The organism is Oricola sp., assembly GCF_965230365.1.
Taxonomy (GTDB): domain Bacteria; phylum Pseudomonadota; class Alphaproteobacteria; order Rhizobiales; family Rhizobiaceae; genus Oricola.
In genome coordinates, this window is the sequence record NZ_OZ246003.1 from 2,091,911 (window position 1) to 2,111,703 (window position 19,793).

General features: G+C 64.2%; 18 protein-coding genes. 11 read left to right on the plus strand and 7 right to left on the minus strand.

The annotated features are described in order from the left end of the window. Nucleotide 1 precedes the first annotated feature (1 nt). From paaB to paaZ, 6 genes are read left to right on the plus strand one after another with little or no spacing between them, the layout of a single operon-like run. Nucleotides 2–340, plus strand: coding sequence for a 1,2-phenylacetyl-CoA epoxidase subunit PaaB (gene paaB, locus ACO06R_RS10030; RefSeq protein WP_421848845.1), 339 nt, complete (start codon nt 2–4; stop codon nt 338–340). Next, a complete protein-coding gene (paaC, locus tag ACO06R_RS10035; protein WP_421848848.1) occupies nt 340–1,101 on the plus strand; it encodes a 1,2-phenylacetyl-CoA epoxidase subunit PaaC in 762 nt (253 codons plus the stop codon). The genes paaB and paaC overlap by 1 nt, the downstream gene beginning before the upstream one ends. 4 nt (nt 1,102–1,105) lie before the next feature. After that, the gene (paaD, locus tag ACO06R_RS10040) at nt 1,106–1,567 is read left to right on the plus strand and encodes a 1,2-phenylacetyl-CoA epoxidase subunit PaaD (protein ID WP_421848851.1); all 462 of its coding nucleotides are present in this window, start codon (nt 1,106–1,108) and stop codon (nt 1,565–1,567) included. Nucleotides 1,568–1,579: 12 nt separating this feature from the next. Beyond that, complete coding sequence (locus ACO06R_RS10045) at nt 1,580–2,647, plus strand: 2Fe-2S iron-sulfur cluster-binding protein (RefSeq protein ID WP_421848854.1); 1,068 nt, start codon at nt 1,580–1,582, stop codon at nt 2,645–2,647. 15 nt (nt 2,648–2,662) lie between these two features. After that, nucleotides 2,663–3,421: a Phenylacetic acid catabolic protein gene (locus ACO06R_RS10050; protein WP_421848857.1), complete on the plus strand. Its 759-nt coding sequence runs from the start codon at nt 2,663–2,665 to the stop codon at nt 3,419–3,421. Between the two features lie 37 nt (nt 3,422–3,458). After that, nucleotides 3,459–5,489, plus strand: coding sequence for a phenylacetic acid degradation bifunctional protein PaaZ (gene paaZ / locus ACO06R_RS10055; protein ID WP_421848860.1), 2,031 nt, complete (start codon nt 3,459–3,461; stop codon nt 5,487–5,489). A 30-nt stretch (nt 5,490–5,519) separates the two neighbouring features. Here paaZ and ACO06R_RS10060 read toward each other — a convergent pair whose 3' ends face one another. Further along, entirely contained in the window at nt 5,520–5,939 is a 420-nt protein-coding gene (locus ACO06R_RS10060) for an acyl-CoA thioesterase (protein WP_421848864.1), read from the minus strand. Nucleotides 5,940–6,036: 97 nt separating this feature from the next. After that, nucleotides 6,037–7,023, minus strand: coding sequence for an AraC family transcriptional regulator (locus tag ACO06R_RS10065; protein WP_421848867.1), 987 nt, complete (start codon nt 7,021–7,023; stop codon nt 6,037–6,039). Nucleotides 7,024–7,222: 199 nt separating this feature from the next. Here ACO06R_RS10065 and ACO06R_RS10070 point away from each other — a divergent pair, with 199 nt between their 5' ends. The 3 genes from ACO06R_RS10070 to ACO06R_RS10080 are packed head-to-tail and all read left to right on the plus strand — an operon-like array spanning nt 7,223 to nt 9,758. Then, nucleotides 7,223–7,999, plus strand: a complete 777-nt coding sequence (locus ACO06R_RS10070) for an SDR family oxidoreductase (RefSeq protein ID WP_421848870.1) — start codon at nt 7,223–7,225, stop codon at nt 7,997–7,999. A gap of 30 nt (nt 8,000–8,029) precedes the next feature. Further along, on the plus strand, nt 8,030–9,262 hold the full coding sequence (locus ACO06R_RS10075) for a styrene monooxygenase/indole monooxygenase family protein (RefSeq protein ID WP_421848873.1): 1,233 nt from the start codon (nt 8,030–8,032) through the stop codon (nt 9,260–9,262). Between the two features lie 7 nt (nt 9,263–9,269). Next, entirely contained in the window at nt 9,270–9,758 is a 489-nt protein-coding gene (locus ACO06R_RS10080) for a flavin reductase family protein (RefSeq protein WP_421848875.1), read from the plus strand. A 103-nt stretch (nt 9,759–9,861) separates the two neighbouring features. Here ACO06R_RS10080 and ACO06R_RS10085 read toward each other — a convergent pair whose 3' ends face one another. From ACO06R_RS10085 to ACO06R_RS10105, 5 genes are all read right to left on the minus strand, one after another. After that, complete coding sequence (locus ACO06R_RS10085; RefSeq protein WP_421848878.1) at nt 9,862–11,403, minus strand: indolepyruvate oxidoreductase subunit beta family protein; 1,542 nt, start codon at nt 11,401–11,403, stop codon at nt 9,862–9,864. Further along, nucleotides 11,400–13,544 (minus strand): thiamine pyrophosphate-dependent enzyme, encoded by a 2,145-nt coding sequence (locus ACO06R_RS10090; protein ID WP_421848881.1) that lies wholly within the window; start codon nt 13,542–13,544, stop codon nt 11,400–11,402. The genes ACO06R_RS10085 and ACO06R_RS10090 overlap by 4 nt, the downstream gene beginning before the upstream one ends. A 147-nt stretch (nt 13,545–13,691) precedes the next feature. Beyond that, nucleotides 13,692–14,168 carry a MarR family winged helix-turn-helix transcriptional regulator gene (locus tag ACO06R_RS10095; protein WP_421848884.1) on the minus strand — a complete coding sequence of 159 codons (477 nt, stop codon included), beginning with the start codon at nt 14,166–14,168 and terminating at the stop codon, nt 13,692–13,694. Then, the gene (locus tag ACO06R_RS10100; protein WP_421848887.1) at nt 14,165–15,727 is read right to left on the minus strand and encodes a phytoene desaturase family protein; all 1,563 of its coding nucleotides are present in this window, start codon (nt 15,725–15,727) and stop codon (nt 14,165–14,167) included. Before ACO06R_RS10100 ends, ACO06R_RS10095 begins: the two co-directional genes overlap by 4 nt. A 3-nt stretch (nt 15,728–15,730) precedes the next feature. Further along, entirely contained in the window at nt 15,731–16,522 is a 792-nt protein-coding gene (locus tag ACO06R_RS10105) for a cyclase family protein (RefSeq protein ID WP_421848889.1), read from the minus strand. Nucleotides 16,523–16,623: 101 nt separating this feature from the next. Between ACO06R_RS10105 and ACO06R_RS10110 the strand changes: the two genes are divergently transcribed. Further along, a complete protein-coding gene (locus ACO06R_RS10110) occupies nt 16,624–18,192 on the plus strand; it encodes a phytoene desaturase family protein (RefSeq protein ID WP_421848892.1) in 1,569 nt (522 codons plus the stop codon). A 25-nt stretch (nt 18,193–18,217) separates the two neighbouring features. Beyond that, the gene (locus ACO06R_RS10115; RefSeq protein ID WP_421848895.1) at nt 18,218–19,738 is read left to right on the plus strand and encodes an ABC transporter substrate-binding protein; all 1,521 of its coding nucleotides are present in this window, start codon (nt 18,218–18,220) and stop codon (nt 19,736–19,738) included. The last annotated feature ends 55 nt before the right edge of the window (nt 19,739–19,793 follow it).

The window sequence follows — 19,793 nt, forward strand, 5'->3', positions numbered from 1 at the left end:
CATGAGTTCCGTCAATCCGTCCGCTTACGAGACCGAAGACGCCGAATCCGCACAGGAGCGTCACGAGTGGCCTTTGTGGGAGGTTTTCATCCGCGGCCAGCACGGGCTGAGTCATCGCCATGTGGGTTCGCTGCACGCCCCCGACGCCGAAATGGCGATCAAGAATGCGCGCGACGTCTATACGCGGCGCAATGAGGGGGTTTCGATCTGGGTGGTCGAGGCACGCCATATCGCGGCGTCCTCACCCGGCGACAAGGGCCCACTCTACGAGCCGTCGGAAACCAAGGTCTATCGCCATCCGACCTTCTTCGACATTCCCGACGAAGTGGGGCAGATGTGATGGCCGCCGACGACGCGCTGTTCCAGTTCCTGGTCCGCCAGGGCGACAACACGCTGATCCTCGGCCATCGCGTTTCCGAATGGTGCGGGCATGCGCCGGTGCTGGAAGAAGACATTGCGCTCGCCAACACGGCACTCGACCTGATCGGCCAGACCCAGTTCTGGCTGGGCTATGCCGGCGAAGTGGAGGGCAAGGGCCGCTCTGCCGACGATATCGCCTTTCTGCGCGATGCCTGGGACTTCCGCAACATCCTCCTGGTCGAGGTGCCGAACGGGGATTTCGGGCAGACGCTGATGCGCCAGTTCCTTTTCGACGCGTTCCAGTCGATCCTGCTGCCGCGGCTGACCGGTTCGTCGGATGAGCGGGTGGCCGAGATCGCCGGCAAGGCATCGAAAGAGGCGGCCTATCATGTGGAGCGGTCGGCGGGCACGGTGGTTGGCCTTGGCGACGGCACCGACGAAAGCCATGCGCGGATGCAGGCAGCACTCGACATGCTGTGGCCCTATGTCGGCGAAATGTTCGAAAGCGATGCGGTCGACGCGGCGATGGCAGAGGCCGGCATTGCGCCCGACCCGGCGAGCCTGCGCGACGAATATGACGCGCTGGCCGGGCGCGTGCTCGGCGAGGCGACGCTGACGGTCCCGGCGGGCAAGTTCCATCACAAGGGCGGGCGCACCGGCACGATGCATACCGAGCATCTCGGCCACCTGCTGACGCAGATGCAGTGGCTGCAGCGCGCCTATCCCGGCTGCACCTGGTAGGCCGATGCAACGCCCGCCCGTCGCCCAGATCTGGGAATGGCTCGACGCGATCCCCGATCCCGAGATCCCGGTGATCTCGATCGTCGATCTCGGCATCGTGCGCGACATCGCCTGGGAGGCGGACGCGTTGGTGGTCAAGGTCACGCCGACCTATTCCGGCTGTCCGGCGACAGGCGTGATCAATCTCGATATCGAGACGGCGCTGCTTGGCCACGGCATCGACAAGGTGGAACTGCGGCCGCAGCTGAGCCCGGCCTGGACGACCGACTGGCTGTCGGAAAAAGGGCGCGCGAAGCTCGAGGGATACGGGATCGCGCCGCCGCAGCCGGCCGGCGGGCCGGAGCGATGCCCGCATTGCGGCAGCGCGAATGTGCGGCTGCAAAGCCAGTTCGGTTCGACACCGTGCAAGGCGCAATGGCGCTGCGGCGACTGCCTGGAGCCGTTCGACTATTTCAAGTGCATCTGAGGGAGGAGCCTGATGGCGCGTTTTCACGAGCTGACCGTCACGGACGTTCGCAAGACCATTCGCGACGCGGTCGTGGTGACGCTCAAGCCGGATGATCCGGCCACCTTCGACTTCATTCAGGGGCAGTATCTGACGTTTCGGCGCGATTTCGACGGCGAGGAACTGCGCCGCTCCTATTCGATCTGTTCGGGCAAGCAGGACGGTGTGTTGCAGGTCGGCATCAAGCGGGTGGATGGCGGCGCGTTCTCGACCTGGGCGAATGAAAAGCTTGCGGTCGGCGACCGGTTGGAAGCGATGCCGCCAGCGGGCGGTTTCTTCACCGCTCTCGATGCGGGAAACGCGCGCAACTATCTCGGTTTTGCCGGCGGTTCGGGGATCACGCCGGTGCTGTCGCTGATCAAGACGACGCTGGACACCGAACCAAAATCCACCTTCACGCTGGTCTACGCCAACAAGGGCGTCAACACGATCATGTTCCGCGAGGAACTGGAGGACCTGAAGAACAGCCATATGGGGCGCTTCAACGTGATCCATATCCTGGAGACCGACGCGCAGGAGATCGAGCTGTTCACCGGCCTCGTCACCGAGGAGAAGTGCGCCGAACTGTTCAAGAGCTGGATCGATATCGGCAGCATCGACATGGCCTTTATCTGCGGGCCCGAGCCGATGATGCTCGGCATCGCCAAGGCGCTCAGGGCGCACGGGCTCAAGCACGAGCAGATCAAGTTCGAGTTGTTCGCCTCGGCGCAGCCCGGTCGTCTGAAGCGCCAGGCGGCTACAAGCGAGACCGGCAGCGCGGGCGATGCCGTAACGATCTCGATCACCATGGACGGCGCGACGCGGACGATCTCGGCCAGCAAGTCGCTGTCGGTGCTGGAGGCGGCGCGGGAGAACGACATCGACGCGCCGTTTGCCTGCAAGGCCGGCGTCTGCTCGACCTGCCGCTGCCGGGTGCTGGAGGGCGAAGTCGAAATGGCCGCCAACCATGCGCTTGAGGACTACGAAGTGGCCAAGGGCTACGTGCTGTCGTGCCAGTCCTACGCGCTGACGGACACCGTCGTCGTCGATTACGACCAGTAGGGGGAGACCGGGACCATGAGCGACGAGATGAGCATCGAGGATTATCTGGCCGCCGGCGGGGTGCTGACCTCGCCCGGCAACGTGCCGCCGCGCTACCGGGCCGAACTGATGCGGATGATGACCACATTCGTCGACAGCGAGCTGGCCGGGGCGGCGGGTTTCGCCGACATCATCAACGAAGGGCCGGGCATCAAGGAGCGGATCGCGGCGGCGAAGATCGTGCTGGAAAAGACCGACAATGCCGACAAGGTGTTGCGCCTGATGGCCGAATTCGGCGTCGATACGGCACGCTACGCCAACCACCATCCCTGGACGGCGCGGCTGGATCGCGACGCCGATATCGGCGCGACGCGCAGCGGTCACGACATGCGGCTCGCCGTCTTCAACTATCCGCTGCAGGGATGGGCCGATGCGGTGGCGATGAACCTTTTGATGGGACAGGCGGTCGCTGTGCAACTGGCCGAATTCGCCCATGTGTCCTATTCGCCGCTGGCCGACGCCTTTCGCGCCATCGCGCCGATCGAAAACCGCCACACCGAACTGGCCGAGGAGGGGCTCATGCGGCTGATGGAGGAGGGCCGCAGCGATGAATTGCAGGCGTCGGTCGACTACTGGTGGCCGCGGGTTGCGGCGAGCTTCGGCGCGACGGACTCGCAAAACGCCGAACGCCTGCAGAAGTTCGGCCTGCGCCGGACCGGCAATGCGGCGTTGCGGACGCAATGGGAGACAGCCGCGACGGCTGCTCTCAAACGCATCGGCCTTGCCGCCGGCTGACATGCCGGCCTGAAAACCTCGTTCACGGAGAAGCAGAATGACCCTGCAGGACATACGCAGCTTTGCGCATGGCGAATGGATCGGGCCGGGCGCGGGGGCGCGCGAAATCGCCGACGCGGTGACCGGGGAAGTCTTCGCCACCGCCGGCAACGACGCGCTCGATGTCGCGGCGATGCGCGATTATGCGCGTGCCAAGGGCGGCGCGGCGCTGCGGGCGATGACATTTCACGAACGCGCACGGATGCTGAAGGCGCTGGCCGCGCATCTGAACGAGCACCGTGACGCGATGTACCGGCTGTCCTTCCGGACGGGCGCGACACTGGCCGACAGCAAGATCGACATCGACGGCGGGATCGGCACCATGTTCGTCTTCGCGTCGAAGGGGCGCCGCGAAATGCCGGACGCCCATGTCTATACCGATGGCGATGTCGAGCAGTTGAGCCGTTCGGGCACCTTTCTCGGCCAGCATGTGCACACGCCGTTGCGCGGCGTGGCAGTGCATATCAACGCCTTCAACTTCCCGGTCTGGGGCATGCTGGAGAAGCTGGCGCCGACGCTGCTTGCCGGTGTTCCCGCCATCGTCAAACCGGCGACGGCGACGTGTTTCCTCACGGAGCATTGCGTGCGCCTGATGATCGACAGCGGCATCCTGCCGGACGGCTCGGTGCAACTCGTGACCGGTGGTCTCGGCAATCTGCTCGACCTGCTCGACTGCCAGGATGTGGTCAGCTTCACCGGTTCGGCGGATACGGCGCTGAAGCTGCGGTCCTCCGACAACATCCTGCGCAACTCGATCCGCTTCGTCGCCGAACAGGACAGCCTGAACGCCTCGATCCTCGGGCCGGATGCGGCGCCAGGCACGCCGGAATTCGACCTGTTCGTCAAGGAAGTGCACCGCGAGATGACGGCGAAGGCCGGTCAGAAGTGTACGGCGATCCGCCGGATTCTCGCTCCCGACAACCACGTCGAAGCGGCGATCGAGGCGATTGCGGCGCGGCTCGCCAAGACGCGGATCGGCGCGCCCGATCTGGAAACCACGCGCATGGGGGCGCTTGTCTCGGCCGCTCAGCGGCACGATGTGCTGGCGAAGGCCGAGATCATCGGGCGTGAGGCGGAACGCGTGCACGGCGACCCGGCGGCCTTCGAGGTGGACGGCGCGGACGCCGTAAAGGGCGCCTTCGTGCCGCCGATGCTGTTTTACTGCGCCGCGCCGGACAAGGCCGAGCGCGTGCACGACACAGAAGCCTTCGGCCCGGTATCCACGGTCATGGGATACCGCGACCTTGAGCAGGCGGTGGAGTTGGCGAACCGGGGCGGCGGCAGCCTTGTCGCCTCGGTGGTCACGGGCGACCCCGCCGTGGCGCGCGAAGTTGTGCTGGGCGCGGGTGCGTTCCACGGACGGCTCTATTTCAACAATCGCCACTCCATGGCCGAGGCGACCGGGCACGGATCGCCGCTGCCGCACATGGTGCATGGCGGACCGGGCCGTGCGGGCGGCGGCGAGGAACTGGGCGGCATTCGCGGCGTGAAGCACTACATGCAGCGCACCGCGATCCAGGGCAGCCCGGACATCCTGACGGCTGTCGGCGAGACATGGGTGCCGGGTTCGGTGGAGATTGCCGAAAAGGCGCATCCTTTCACCCGGCGGTTTGGTGAGCTTGCGATCGGCGAAACGCTGCATACCGGCGAACGGGTTGTGACGATGGACGACATCGAGCACTTTGCAGAGTTTACCGGCGACACGTTCTACGCCCACATGGATGAAGATGCAGCAGCGCGAAACCCGTTCTTTCCCGGTCGCGTGGCGCATGGGTATCTACTGCTGTCGTTTGCGGCAGGGTTGTTCGTCGAACCGAATGAAGGTCCGGTGCTGGCCAATACCGGCCTCGACAATCTGCGGTTCATGAAACCGGTTCAGGCCGGGTCGCGGATTTCCGTGCGTCTGACCGTGATGAAGAAAACCCCGCGCAATGAAGACTATGGCGAGGTCCGCTGGCATGTCGCGATCAGCGACGAGGCGGGCGAGCGGGTCGCCGAATACGAGCTACTGACCATGAACGCGTTCTGAGCGGAGGTATCGGGTTCGCCCCGTGTGCCCTTACTCCTGCTCGACCAGCAGGGATTCCAGCTTTTCCCTGACGTCGGCCGGCCAGGGGATCGAGCAGTGCTTGTCGAGATCGCTTGCCGCCAGTACCTGGGTGCTCGACCAGCGCTTGTTGCCCTGGCAACTGATCTCGTGATGCACGGTCATCGAGGAACGGCCGACGCGGATCACGGTAACCTCGAACTCCAGTTCGTCGCCGAAGAAAGAGGGGCTGGAGAAATCGCTGGAGATGTGCACGGTCGGCGTGCCCCAGCGTTCCTTCCAGATGATCTCGTGCCACGGATAGCCGATATGGGCCCAGAACTCCTCGTTCACACCATTCAGTATATTAAGATAGGACGGAAAATAGGCGGTGCCGGAGATGTCGCAGTCGCCGAAATGCAGCATCCGCTTGGTTCGAAACACTTTTTCCATCCGGATCGTCCTGTTCTTCTGTTGGGGCTTGTGATCGGGCGTGTTGATAGACGGTTCCGCAACGAAATCTCAAGCGGTATCCGGCGAGGCGAGCCGCTCAATCGCTCCATTCGGTTCCGAGCGCGGCGCGCAGCGTCTCGCTGGGCGGCCGACCGAAGCGGGACTTGTAGAGCTGCGAGAAGCGTCCGAGATGCAGAAAACCCCAGCGGACCGCGATGTCGGTGACCGACACGCCGGGGCAACCGGACAACAGGTCCTGATGGGCGCGCTGGAGTCTTTGCTCGCGCCAGAAGGACAATGGCGTGGTGCCACGGAACTGGCGAAACGCCAGTTGCAACGTTCGCTGCGTCGTGCCGGCGGCATTGGCGATATCTTGCAATGTCAGCGGGCTGTCGAGGTTGGCAACGATATAGGCTTCGGCGAGGCGAAGATGGCGCGGCGCGGGGCTGCCGGTGCGGCGGCCCAGGAACTGCGAGTAGTTGCTGGAATGCGCCTCGATCAGGCCGGTCATCAAGGTTTGTTCGAGCTGCCGGTTCATCAATCCCGGCGTACCGAAATCGCTCTGGCCTGAATCGATTTCGGAGATCATGTGCAAGACGAGATTGCGCAGGCTGCGCCCCGCGCCGTGCTGCAAGTCGAGCGACCCGGTGAAGGCCAGTGCGCGGTTGGCGTTGATGTCCAGCAGCCGCTCCAGATGGTCGTTGAGGGCGTCGCGCCTGATCTGGACGAGGACCTGCCGGGTTCCGGCCTCCCAGATCATCGTCACCGGACGGTGCGGATTGAGAACGGCGGCCGCATTGGGCGCCGAATAGTAGCGGTCGTTGCCGCAGCCAATGGCCGCGCCGCCGCCAAGCGGAATCTGGACCAGGTAGAAGGTTTCGAGTTCGCCTGGCGAGATCAGCGTCTTGGCGCCGTATTCCAGATAGTTGAGCGACAGGTTTTCGCCGAGGATTCGGTTGTGCGTCGCCCTGACATTGCCCTGGCCGACGATATCGAGGCGGTGCGGGCAGAACACGCGCGCGACTTCCTCGCGGGCCTCATCCAGATCGTCGCTTCGAAACAGCGGATGGGCCGCGAGCGGCATCGCCCCCCTGTCCGAAGGGCCCGAGCTTCCGTTGCCGAAGATCTGGCCGCGATCCTGCATCAAGGGATTTTAGCAGCCTCCCGAAATTTCGTCATGTCTGATTTTTTCGTTTCCCGGATAGGCAGGGATTTCCGCGGATAGCGGTTACGGCAATTCTCGCACACGATTGCTTCAAACTTGAAGCATCCGGGGAGTGAGCATGCGAGGTTTGGACGGAAAGGTCGCCATCATTCCAGGCGGCGCAACGAAGATCGGCGCGTCGATCGTGTCGGCCTTCAAGGCAGCCGGAACAAAGGTCATGGTGGCTGACATCAACGCCGAAGCCGGCGGCGCCCTGGCCGGGGACGGCGCTGCATTCAAGCAGACCGACCTGCGCGACGACGAGCAGATCAAAGCTCTGGTGGCCGCCACGAAGTCCGAATTCGGCCGCATCGACTTCCTTGTCAACGTCGCGTGTTCCTATCTGGACAATGGCGCGGAATCGGCTCGCGCGGAGTGGCTGGAAAGCCTCGACGTCAACATTGTCGGCTCGGTGATGCTGATGCAGGCGGCGCGCGAGGAACTGGCGCGCAACAAGGGTGCGATCGTCAATTTCGGCTCGATTTCAGCCCGTGTCGCCCAGACCGGCCGTTGGCTCTATCCGGTTTCCAAGGCCGCGATCCTGCAGCTAACGCGCAATCAAGCGATGGATCTGGCGCCCGACGGTATTCGCGTCAACGCGGTGTCGCCCGGCTGGACATGGTCCAACATCATGGACGAACTGACCGGCGGCAACCGCGAGAAGACCGACGGCGTGGCGGCACCCTTCCATCTGCTCGGCCGCACGGCCAATCCGGAGGAGGTGGCCTCGGCGGTGCTGTTCCTGTGCTCGGACGAGGCGAGCTTCATCACCGGCACGGATATCCGCGTCGACGGCGGCTATACGGCAATGGGCCCGGAGCGGGCCGAGCCGGCCATTCCACTACTCATGGACTGACAAAAACAAACCGGAACCGGGGAGAAAAAAGTGCGCAAGATCACCATTATCGGCGGCGGCCAGTCCGGCCTGCAACTGGGCATCGGCCTTTTGAAGAACGGCTACCAGGTCCGCATCGTGCAAAACCGCACCGGCGAGGAAATCGCCAATGGCCGGGTGCTGTCCAGCCAGTGCATGTTCGACAACGCGGTGCAGCATGAACGCGATCTTGGGATCGACCGCTGGTCGGACACCTGTCCGCCGGTGGACGGCATCCAGTTTTCGGTGCCCGATCCGGAGGGCTCCGACAACAAGGTCATCGACTGGTGCGGCCGGCTCGACAAGTCCGCATATTCCGTCGATCAGCGCGTCAAGATGCCGGTCTGGCTGGACGAACTCGAAAAGCTCGGCGGCCAGCTGGTGATCGCCGAGGCAGGGATCGCGGATCTGGAGAGCTATGCCCGCCAGGACGACCTGGTGCTGGTCGCCTCGGGCAAGGGGGAAGTCGGACAGCTGTTCGAGCGCGACGCCGAGAAATCCGCCTATGACAAGCCGATGCGCGCGCTGGCGCTGACCTACGTGAAGGGCATGACGCCGCGGCCCGAACACTCGGCCGTCTGCTTCAACCTGGTTCCCGGCGTCGGCGAGTATTTCGTCTTCCCGGCGCTGACGACCAGCGGCCCCTGCGAGATCATGGTGTTCGAGGGCGTGCCGGGCGGTCCGATGGACTGCTGGGGCGACGTGAAGGGCCCGGAGGCGCATCTCGCCAAGAGCAAGGAAATCCTGTCGACCTTCCTGCCGTGGGAAGCCGAACGCTGCAACGACATCGAGCTGACCGACGACAACGGCATTCTTGCCGGCCGGTTCGCGCCGACGATCCGCAATCCGATCGGCGTGTTGCCATCGGGGCGCAAGGTGCTCGGCATCGGCGACGCGATCTGCCTGAACGACCCGATCACCGGGCAGGGGTCAAACAACGCCTCCAAGGCGGCGGCGATCTATCTGAATCGCATCATCGAGCGCGGCGACCAGCCCTATGATGACGCATGGATGCAGGGCACGTTCGACAGCTTCTGGGACTATGCCCAGTGGGTCGTGCAGTGGACCAACATGCTGTTGTTGCCGCCGCCGCCCTTCGTGCTGGAAATCATGGGCACTGCCGGCACCGTTCCGAAGCTGGCGCATCGCATGGCCAACGGGTTCAACGATCCGCGCGATTTCTTCCCGTGGTTCGCCGACCCGAATGCGGCGGCCGATTACCTGCAAGAACTGAAGGCGGCGTGAGATGGGCATGTCCATCGATCCGGCCGAATTCCGCGCGGCGATGGCGCGCTTTCCCGGCGCGGTGACGATCGTCACGGCGTGCGCGGAGGGCGAGCGGCGCGGCATTACGGCGACCGCCGTGTGTTCGGTGACGGCCGAACCGCCCAGCGTCTTGGTCTGCCTGAACCGCAAGACCGGGACCTTCGCGGCGGTTGCAAAGACCGGCCGGTTCAATGTCAACCTGCTGGCCGGCGATGGCGGCGAGGTGGCGATGCGCTTTGCCGGGCAGGACGGCGTGACGGGCGAGGACAAGTTTGCCGCGGGCAACTGGCGCAAGGACGGCCGTGGCCTGCCGGTGCTGGCCGACAGCGTGGTCAGCCTGTCCTGCGAAGTCACCGAAACCATGGAAGCCGGCTCGCATTCGGTGTTCATAGGCAGGATCGACGAGATCGCCACAGGCGGTGGCGCGGCGCTGATCTACGAACGCTCGAAGTTCCGCTGCCTGGAGCCCGCATAGGACCGGTGGCGAGACCGCTTTCCGCTATCCAACTGAAAACTGCCCGGTGCGCTTGAACCACGTACCGGGCTAATTCTTGGATTGAAAGCTCGCCGCTTGGCGGTCAGACGAAGCTCTTGACCGTCTTCAGCGCACCGTCGAGGGCCTTGCCTTCTTCGTCGAGAAGCGCGGCTTCGCGCAGTCGGCGTACCCACTCGGCGGCATCGTCGCGGCCGGCGACAAGATCGATGCCTTCCATAACGCGCTTGAACTTCGATTTGCTGCGCGCGTGCGTGTCCGAGTAGCCCTTGACCAGCCGCTGGTTTCTCAGGATCTCGACGGCGAGGTCGTAGTCGCGATCCGCCTGGTCGAGCACGCGGTCCAGCCATTTCTCGATATGCGCAGTCTCCTGGACGTGGCGCAGCGTGCGCCGCCGCCACCATTTCAGCCCGCCAAGCATGTAAAGCATCAGAAACGAGGAAATCCGGTCGGTACGGGTGTGCCGCCCCTTGTTGAACAACCGGTCGATGAGCGCCATGCGCTTCGGATTGGCCTCCCAGCGTGCGCCCATGCGCGCCGGCAACATCGAAACGATTTCCTCGGCGCGCGGATGCAGGAACTCGGTGACCTGCATGACATTGGCTTCGCCGGCGCGCATCTCCTCGGCGATGCGTTCGCGCCGGCCAGCTCGCGTCTTGGCGTCGGCGACGCGGATTATGTCGTCATAGGCCATGGCGTTGGCGAGATGTTTCGCCGCCTCGCGCGTAAGCGTGCCGTTACCGCTGTCTCTGGCAGCGACCTTCTCCAGCCGGTCGAGATATTCGGCGCCATACTTCAGATCCTGGAACTGCACCACCTTGCGCAGCCCAGCCTCGGCCATTTCGGCGGCCGCTTGCGGCAGTTTCGACAGCCGGGCGTGCAGCGCATTCCAGCGGCTCAGCAGCCGCGCAGGGCCGGTGACGCTGCGCGATTGCGGCTTTTCCGGCGCGACTTCCTCGGCCTCTTCGCTGCTTGTCGTAGCGTCGAAGCCGGCTGCAAAGGCGCGCAGGCTTGCCTCGACGCCCTTGCCGCTGGCGCGGATCGCCTCCTCGAAGGCGGCCCGCTCGAAGGGCAGTGTGCCGGAGGCGGCAAGCGCACCGAACAGCGAGGCGGAGATGACCGAGCCCCGGCTTACGGCGAGGCGGTCGAAATCGGCACATATGAAACGGCGCGACGCCACTTCGGCGGCGGCCTTGACCTCGTCGCTGGAGGCAATGCCGTCGCCGGGCACCAGCTTCTCGGAGATTGCCAGCGCGCGGTGGCTCGACGCGATCAGGACGGTGCGGTCCGGTGTGACGAAGCCGCGCATGATCGCCCGACCGGCTTCCATCATCTCGGCGGTGATCATGACGTCGACATCGCCGGCCGCTGGCATCAGCGAGAAGATCGCCGGGCGGTCGCCAATCGGCGCCATCTCGACATAGTAGACGGTGGCGCCCGTGCGCTGGGCGACGCCGGCGACGCTTGTCGCCTGCGCGGCGTAGCCATTGGCGCGCGCAACAGCTTCGATCCAGTTGGTCAGGACACCGCCGCCCTGGCCGCCGACCGCGAGGATGGCGAGCTTGATGATGCCGCCGAGCCGTGGATCCGGCTGGCGCGAACTAAGCGCTTCGTGAACGGACATCATGCGTCTCCGAATTGCAGGCGGCGCGCCGAACGCCACCGGATCAGCCAGTTGATCAGCCGGTCGTTCATCCGCGCCCGCCATTTCTCGAACGCAGTCGGGTTGTGGACGACATCGGCGCGGTAGAAGCTCGGGCACAGGATCGCGGCGTCGGCGACCTCGCCGCAGTTGCCGCAGCCCACACAGCTCTGGTCGATGCTGGCGACCGGGTCGTCGCGCAACGGGTCGTCGAGCTTCTTGAGCGACAGGGAAGGACAGCCGGACAACCGCATGCAGGCGTGATCGCCTGTGCAGACTTCCTCGTCGACGCCGAAACGCGGCGCCTCGACGCGGCGGCCTTCCTTGATCGCCTTGGCGCGCAGCGGTTTTTCGCGCCGCTGCCGGTTGAGCATGCATTCCGACGAGGCGACGATCACCTTCGGTCCTTCATGCTCCGTGGTCAGCGCATCGCGGATCGTGTCGCGCATGCGGGCTACATCATAGGTGCGGTCGATCTCGCGCACCCAATCGATGCCGACGCCCTTGAGCGCCTTGGAAATCGGGTTGCGGGTCGACTTGGTCGGGTTGGAGGCGCGTGAGGACATGATGTCCTGCCCGCCGGTCGCCGCTGAGTAGAAGTTGTCAACGACGATCGCCACGCCGTCCGACTTGTTGAACGCCATGTTGGTGAACGAGGAGGACAGGCCGTTGTGCCAAAAACCGCCATCGCCGATGATGGCGACCGGGCGGCGTTCGCCGCCGCCGTCAAAGGCGGCGTTGGCGGCCGGCCCGAGGCCGTAGCCCATGGTCGCGCCGCCGATCTCGAAAGGTGGCAGCGACGCAAAGAGATGGCAGCCGATATCGGCTGCGATCTGGTGCTTGCCGAGTTCCTTTTCGACCAACTTCATCGCCGCAAAGATCGGCCGTTCCGGGCAGCCGGTGCAGAAGCCCGGCGGTCGGATCGGCACGGTCTTTGACAAGTCGGGGATTGTCGGTTTCTCGGCATTGGGCGCGCGCACATTGGCGGGCAGCATGTCCGGCGATGCCTTGCGGATGAATTCTTCCAGCGCATCCAGCATCACCGCGCCCGTGTATTCCCCGGCCATCGGGAAGATATCCTTGCCGTGCAGATCCACATCGGAGCCGGCGCGGTAGAGGAAGCTGCTGAGCTGCGTTTCGATGAATTCGGGTTGTCCTTCCTCGACTACGAGAACGTGGTCCTTGCCTTCGCAGAACTCCAGGAATTCATCGGAAACGAGCGGGTAGGTTACGTTCAGGACGTAGAGCGGCACCTCGGTCTTGCCATAGATGTCGGCCAGCCCGAGACGCTGCAAGGCGCGGATGACGCCATTGTACATACCGCCCTGGACGACGATGCCGAGCGGCGCCTGTTTCGGGCCGTGCTGTTCGTTCAAGCCGCGCTCGCGGATGAATTTTTCGGCATTCGGCCAGCGGTTCTTCACCTTGTCCTGCTCGTGGGCAAACGACATCGGTGGCAGAACGACGCGCGCGAAATCGGAGCGCGGGTTCGACAGCGCGTCGAGAACGGAAAGATCCGGCCGCTGGTTGTCGCGGCATTCGAACGAGCCGGTGACATGGCAGGAGCGGATGCGAACCATCAACATGACCGGCGTATTCGACGCTTCGGACAGTTCGAAGCCGTCCGAAACCGCCTTGACGATCGCCGGCAGGTTGGGGCGCGGGTCGAGCAGCCAGAACTGCGACTTCATTGCAAAGGCATGGGTGCGCTCCTGCATGATCGAGGAGCCTTCGCCATAATCCTCGCCGACAATGACCAATGCGCCGCCGGTGACGCCCGACGAGGCGAGGTTGGCGAGCGCATCGGACGCCACATTGACGCCGACCGAGCCCTTGAAGGTGACCGCGCCGCGTATCGGGTAGTGAACGGAGGCCGCCAGCATGGCGGCGGCGGCGGCCTCGTTGGCATTGGCCTCGAAACGCACACCGAGTTCGCCAAGCAGTTCCTCCGCGTCGGCCAGCACATCCATCAGGTGCGAGATCGGCGCGCCCTGATAGCCGCCGACGTAACCCACGCCGGATTCCAGCAGCGCCTTGGTCAACGCCAGTATGCCTTCGCCGGTGAAGGTCTCACCCTGACCCAGCTTCAGATGCTCGACTTCTGCCTTGAATGAACGTTCGGCCATCTTTGCGTCTTTCGCGTTGCGTGTTGTTTCAGTCAGCCCGGCCGTTTCGCGTGGAAACAGCCGGTGGCACCCGGATTGCGGCTGCATCGGACCACAAGGCCGATTCTGCGCGCCCGACGAGAGGGAGTTCACGCATTTCCGGTCGGCCTACAGCTCGTGCCTGCGCACGTTTGTGAGCATCTTGCGGAGCGTGCCGATGAATGCAGCACGTTCATCCTCGGTGATGCCACGGAACATCCGCGAATACGCGGCCGACATTTGCGGCCACAACGCTTCGAAGGCGGCCCGACCGTCATCGGTCAGGAAAACCCTGACTGCCCGCTGGTCGAGCGTATCGGTTTCGCGGCGAACAAGGCCGTCGGACTGCAACTGGTCAAGCGCCCGGCTGAGCGTCGATTGTTCGGTCACCGTGTAGACAGACAGATCGCGGATCAGCAGCCCGTCATTGACCGAAAGCACGGCAAGCGTGCGGGCTTTGGGCGTGGTCAGGCCGCGTTCCACCATCTCTTCGCGCAGCGACTCGTTGTAGCGTCCCATGATGCGGTTCATCAGGTAGGGCGCGAAGTTGTTGAGGCCGATCTCGCCCAACTTCATAAAAGGTGCCTGCTGCGGTTGGTCGTTCATGCACCGAGCCTCTTGGCTGCGTTGAATCCGGATCCGCCGCCCAGTCCGGGACCGGGATGCGTGGACGCGCCGATGTGGATCAGGCCCTTGACCGGTCCGGTTCCGTTGGTCGAATGCGCAAAAGGCCGCCAGATGAAGAACTGGTCGATGCCGCAATGGCCGCCATATGGGTCGCCGCCGACAAGATTGACATTCATGGACTCAAGGTCGCGCGGCGAGTAGGCGCGGCGCGCCAGCTTGATCTTGTCAAAGTCCTTGATGTGGCGCGACAGCATCGTCTCGAGACGGTCGGCGAACGCTTCGCGGGTTTCTTCGTCCCATTCCTTGCCGTCGATCTCGCCGGCGGCGTCGCCTTTGATGGTGCGCGGCGCGTCGGGGATCTGCAGCCACAGGATCGCCTTGCCGTCCGGGCAGCGCGACGGGTCCAAACGGTGCGGCTGACCGACACAGATGGTCGGGGTTTCCGGCAGCATGCCGCGCTCGGCCTCGTTCGCCGATTTGGAAACTGCGTCGATCCCGTCGGTCAGGTGAATGAGGGCGACATCATCGAGACCCGGCGACAGCCATTCCGGGTGCTTGTCGAGCGCGTAGTGCAACTGGAAATCGCCGCGGCCATGCCGGAACTGGCCGGTTGCAGCCTTGTCCTGCGTCAGGTCCGTGTCTTCCAGCAGGCGCTCGTAGAGCTGCCCCGGTGCGACAGATGCCAGCACGGAACTGCAGGAAATCTCCTCGCCACCGGCCAGACGAACGCCGGTCACACGGCCATCGCGAACAACGATCCGCTCGACATCGGCTTCGGTGCGCAGGACGCCACCCTTTTCCTCGATGAGGCCCTTGAAGGCCGCGACCGCAGCGGCCGAGCCGCCCTTGACGATCGGCGCGCCGGCCGCTTCCAGCGCGAATGCGATGACCTTGCCCATCTGGGCGGAATAGGTGCTTTCCGGCGTCAGGCCGGTGTGCAGAACCCACGGCGCCCACAGGGCTTGGACATCCGGGCTCTTGTAGTTGGCTTCCAACCAGCCGCGCGCCGGGGCCAATGCCGTACCCATCCATGCGGCGAGCCCGCGGGCACCGCGCTTGCGCATCTGGCCAAACAGGAGCCGCGCCGTCTGCCACGACCAGAGATTGCCGCCGAGCAGGGCAAACAGGAACGGCGCGTCGGCAGCGATTTGGCCGACATCGGCGGCGTGCCTGTCGCCATCGCCCGCGGCCAGCGCATTGAAAGCGGCGACATTCGCGGCCTGATCCATGGTCAGCGCAAGTGCGCTGCCGTCCGGCCGGAGAACCGCGGTCGGGTTTGGCGAATGGCAGTATTCGAAACCATGGCGGGCGAGATGCGGGCCGAGTTCGCCGCCCGCAGGTCCGGTCATGAACAGGACGAAGGTTGCGGCCATCACGTCATGCGTGAAACCCGGCAGCGTGACTTCTTCCGAGCGCATGCAGCCACCGAGCGTCGCTTCGCGCTCGAGGACAAGCACCTTGCGGCCCTTGAGCGCCAACAGGCTGGCGGCAACCAGCCCGTTGATGCCCGAACCGATTATGACGTGATCGGCCTGCAACGCTTAGCTCCGCGGCACGAGCGCCAGGGCGCGGATCGGCGATCCGGTACCGTTGACGATCTTCAGCGGCGCGGCGATCAGGATTGCGCCCTTGGGCGGCAGCTTGTCGAGATTGGCAAGCGACGCCAGACCGAAGCGGTTGTTCTTGTGCAGCAGGTTGTGCGCCGGGAAGGGCGGTTCCATGCCGCCGGCCATGCCGGCGTCGGTGCCGATGCACTGGCTGCCCCAGCCGACAATGCCCTTGTCGATCAGGTAAGTGACGACTTCGGCTGTCGGTCCGGGCGTGTGCGGGCCGTTCTCGTCGGCATTGAGGAAGCGTGCCTCGTCGCCTGCGTATTGATCCCAGTCGGAGCGCAGCACGACCCATTCGCCGGCACCGATTTCGCCATGCTCGGCTTCCCACGCCTTGACGTGATCGATGGTCAGAAGAAAGTCGTTGTTTGCGGCGCATTCGGCCGAAAAGTCGAGCACGTTGACCGGCGCGATCAGGCGCTGGACGTCGAGCGTGTCGGTGTAGCCGTCGGAGAAGTCCTTGCCGGTGATCCAGTGGTGCGGCGCGTCGAAATGGGTGCCTGAGTGTTCGCCGACTTTCAGCCAGTTCCAGGCCCAGAACGGACCGTCATTGTCGTACTCGCTGATTTTGTGGATCTCGATCTTCGGCGTGTCCTTGGCCAGTTCCGGCGGGAGCTTGAGAAGCGGCGTATCCGGGCCGAGCGTGCCGGAACAGTCCACGATTTCGATTCCGCCGGAGGTCAGCAAGCCCGCAAGCTCCCCCAGTACGTTAGTTGAGCTCATTTCAATCTCCCTTGTTGCATCGCGATGTCACTTGCTTGCGATATACACTAGACAAGAATGCATGCAAATGCAAATATCTGCCGATAATCAGGAGGACGCTGTTGCGCGACGAATATGATGCCGTGCTGATCGGAGCCGGACACAATGCTCTTGCAGCAGCGGTGCACCTGTCGGCGCGCGGTTGGCGGGTCGGCGTGTTCGAGCAGGCGTTGGAGCCGGGTGGCGCGGTCAAGACCGGGGAATACACGCTGCCGGGATACCGCCATGATTGGGCGGCCATGAACCTTTCGCTGTTTGCGGGCAGCGCCTTTATGAAAACGCATGGTGAGGAGCTGGCCGGCCACGGGCTGGAGTTCGTGCCGGTCGCCAATCCTTTCGCGAGCGCTTTCCCCGATGGCCGGTGGTGCGGCGTCTCCATGGACATGGACGCTACCGTTTCCAGTATTGCCGGTTTCTCGCCAAAAGACGCGGAACGCTGGAAAGCGCTGGCGGCCGAGTTCGGCGCCGAAGCGCCGCACCTGCTGCGGTTGCTCGGCAGCAAGGGTAAAATATATTCATTTGCATATTTTTTGTTCACGGTCTTCCGGGAGCGTGGCCGGGCAGGCCTGTTGCAGATGATCCGCTTTCTGCTTTCGTCGCCGCGCCGCGACCTCACTGAGAAGTTCGAATCGCCGCAGGTGCGAGCGATGCTGGCAGCCTGGGGCATGCATCTCGATTTCGCGCCGGACATCGCCGGTGGCGCGATCTTTCCGTATCTGGAAGGCATGGCCGGTCAGGCGTTCGGGATGGCGCTGGGAACGGGCGGCGCGGATACGATCGTCAAGGCGATGGTCGCCTCGGTGACGGCGCGCGGCGGCAACGTGGAATGCGGGGCCGCGGTAAAGCGCATTGTTCATGAAAACGGCAGCGCGACCGGGATCGAACTGGCCGACGGCCGGACGATCCGTGCGACAAAGGCGGTGATTGCAGGGGTCGCGCCTGCTGCGCTGGTTCGCCTGTCGGGCGGGATCGCAAGCCGTTACGATGCCGCGATGACGCGATACACCCATGCGCCCGGCACGATGATGATCCATCTCGCGCTTTCCGATCTGCCGGACTGGGCCGCCGGCGAGGACCTGAAGACATTTGCGTATGTGCATTTGGCGCCGTCGCTCGACCAGATGGCCAGAACCTACCAGCAGGCGGTCGCGGGCATGCTGCCCGACGAACCGGTGCTCGTTGTCGGCCAGCCGACGGTTTTCGATCCGTCGCGGGCCCCGGACGGCAAGCATGTGCTGTGGGTGCAGGTGCGCATGGCGCCGGGCGAGATCTCAGGCGACGCCAAGGGCGAGATCGAGGCGCGCGACTGGCAGCACGCCGGCGAACCGTTCGCCGAGCGGGCGCTCGATATTCTAGAAACCTACGCGCCGGGCACGAGGCAGAAAATTCTCGGCCAGCGCATCGTGACACCGGCCGACCTGGAAGGGGACAACCCCAACCTCGTCGGCGGCGACCAGGTCTGCGGCAGCCACCACCTGCCGCAGAATTTCCTGTTCCGGCCCGCTCCTGGCCATGCCGATGGATCGACGCCTATAAGGAACCTGTACCTGACCGGGGCGGCTGTATGGCCCGGCGCGGGCACGGGGGCCGGATCGGGTTTCCAGCTGGCCACGAGCCTCGCGGGAAAATGAACAGAAAAGGAAACAGGGGAGTATCATGAAGCTTTCACGCCGCAATCTGATGAAATTGACCGCCGCCACGGCGGCGACCGGTGCTATCGGTCTACCCGCCATGGCACAGGGCATCGACGAACTGGTCATCGCCTACAACGTGCCGCTGCCGAGTTGGGATCCGACCACCGGTCCTTCGGCGGTCAACCCGACCATCCAGGGCATCTACCAGTCGGTTTTCGACCAGTTCATCTTGCAGCAGCCGGACCTGTCGCCGGCACCGGGCCTGGTGACCGAATGGGGATGGAATGAAGATCGCTCCAAGGTGATGATGACAGTACGCGAAGGCGTGACCTGGCACGATGGCAGCCCGTTCACCGCCGAAGACGTGGCCTGGAGCCTGGCGCGCGCCGCCAATCCGGACACCGGCAACCCGATCAACTTCATTTGGTCGACGCTGGAGAACTTCCAGGCGAAGGGCAACACGGTCACCGCCGACGTGAAGCAGTTCGACCCAACGATCTTCAAATGGATGTACTTCCTGACGGGCTATGTCCTGCCAAAGGCCTACTACGAGAAGGTCGGTCCGGAAGGCTTCGAAGCCGCGCCGATCGGAACCGGCCCCTACATGGTCGAGAAGTTCGAGCGCAATGCCTTCGTGCGCCTGAAGGCCAACGAGAATTACTGGGGCGGCAAGCCAGACTTCGAAAGTGTCACCATCAAGTTTGTCACGGACGCGACGGCGCGTGTGGCGGAAGTGGAATCGGGCAACGCCCATGTGACGCTCGAAATGCCGTATGAGGAATTTGACCGCCTGAAGGGCAATCTCAACGGCGTTGCAGCACCGATCTCCGATATCGGGATGATCTTCATCAACGATGTCGATGTCATGCTCGACCCGAATGTACGCAAGGCCTGCGCGCATGCGATCGACAAGCAGACGATCATCGACCGGTTGCTGTCGGGCTACGGCGTTGCGATCGACACCCTGCAGACGCCGGAATACGACGCCTATGATCCGACGATCTCGGTCGCCTACGATCCGGAGAAGGCCAAGGAACTTCTGGCGGCTTCCGGCTACGGCCCGGACAACCCGGTCAAGTTCAAGATCCAGACCACGAAGGGCTTCAAGCCGAAGGATTACGAGATGATCCAGGCGGTGGTCGGTCTGTGGCGCCGGGTCGGCATCGAGGCCGAAATCGAGGTCTACGAGATCGCCAAGCACTTCGAGTTGCGCGCCGCCGACGCGCTGGCACCGGCCGCGTTCTACAACTGGGGCAACTCGGTGGGCGATCCGTCAACGTCGACCGGTTTCTCGATGTTCGGCCCGAGCCCGCACTCGGTGTGGGATGGCGAGGACGTCATCGGCATGATCGCGCCGCTGTGGGGCGAAGCGGACGAAGACAAGCGTATCGATGGCTACAAGGCCGTGGACCGGCACATTGCCGAAAACGGGCTGGTCATTCCGCTGCTGCAGTATGTCCAGCCGATCCTGTCGGCGAAGGGCGTGACCGTAACACCGCATGCTTCGGGCGCATTGCTGCCGCATCTGATGAAACGGTCCTGACGGCCGTCAATCATCAAGAGGGGGATAACGCGGGACGGGGGTCTCCCCCGTCTCG

Bases quoted from the DNA above. Each gene is read 5' to 3' on its own strand.
- paaB (WP_421848845.1), top strand. From the start codon at position 2: ATGAGTTCCGTCAATCCGTCCGCTTACGAGACCGAAGACGCCGAATCC.
- paaC (WP_421848848.1), top strand. From the start codon at position 340: ATGGCCGCCGACGACGCGCTGTTCCAGTTCCTGGTCCGCCAGGGCGAC.
- paaD (WP_421848851.1), top strand. From the start codon at position 1,106: ATGCAACGCCCGCCCGTCGCCCAGATCTGGGAATGGCTCGACGCGATC.
- ACO06R_RS10045 (WP_421848854.1), top strand. From the start codon at position 1,580: ATGGCGCGTTTTCACGAGCTGACCGTCACGGACGTTCGCAAGACCATT.
- ACO06R_RS10050 (WP_421848857.1), top strand. From the start codon at position 2,663: ATGAGCGACGAGATGAGCATCGAGGATTATCTGGCCGCCGGCGGGGTG.
- paaZ (WP_421848860.1), top strand. From the start codon at position 3,459: ATGACCCTGCAGGACATACGCAGCTTTGCGCATGGCGAATGGATCGGG.
- ACO06R_RS10060 (WP_421848864.1), bottom strand. From the start codon at position 5,939: ATGGAAAAAGTGTTTCGAACCAAGCGGATGCTGCATTTCGGCGACTGC.
- ACO06R_RS10065 (WP_421848867.1), bottom strand. From the start codon at position 7,023: ATGCCGCTCGCGGCCCATCCGCTGTTTCGAAGCGACGATCTGGATGAG.
- ACO06R_RS10070 (WP_421848870.1), top strand. From the start codon at position 7,223: ATGCGAGGTTTGGACGGAAAGGTCGCCATCATTCCAGGCGGCGCAACG.
- ACO06R_RS10080 (WP_421848875.1), top strand. From the start codon at position 9,270: ATGTCCATCGATCCGGCCGAATTCCGCGCGGCGATGGCGCGCTTTCCC.
- ACO06R_RS10085 (WP_421848878.1), bottom strand. From the start codon at position 11,403: ATGATGTCCGTTCACGAAGCGCTTAGTTCGCGCCAGCCGGATCCACGG.
- ACO06R_RS10090 (WP_421848881.1), bottom strand. From the start codon at position 13,544: ATGGCCGAACGTTCATTCAAGGCAGAAGTCGAGCATCTGAAGCTGGGT.
- ACO06R_RS10095 (WP_421848884.1), bottom strand. From the start codon at position 14,168: ATGAACGACCAACCGCAGCAGGCACCTTTTATGAAGTTGGGCGAGATC.
- ACO06R_RS10105 (WP_421848889.1), bottom strand. From the start codon at position 16,522: ATGAGCTCAACTAACGTACTGGGGGAGCTTGCGGGCTTGCTGACCTCC.
- ACO06R_RS10115 (WP_421848895.1), top strand. From the start codon at position 18,218: ATGAAGCTTTCACGCCGCAATCTGATGAAATTGACCGCCGCCACGGCG.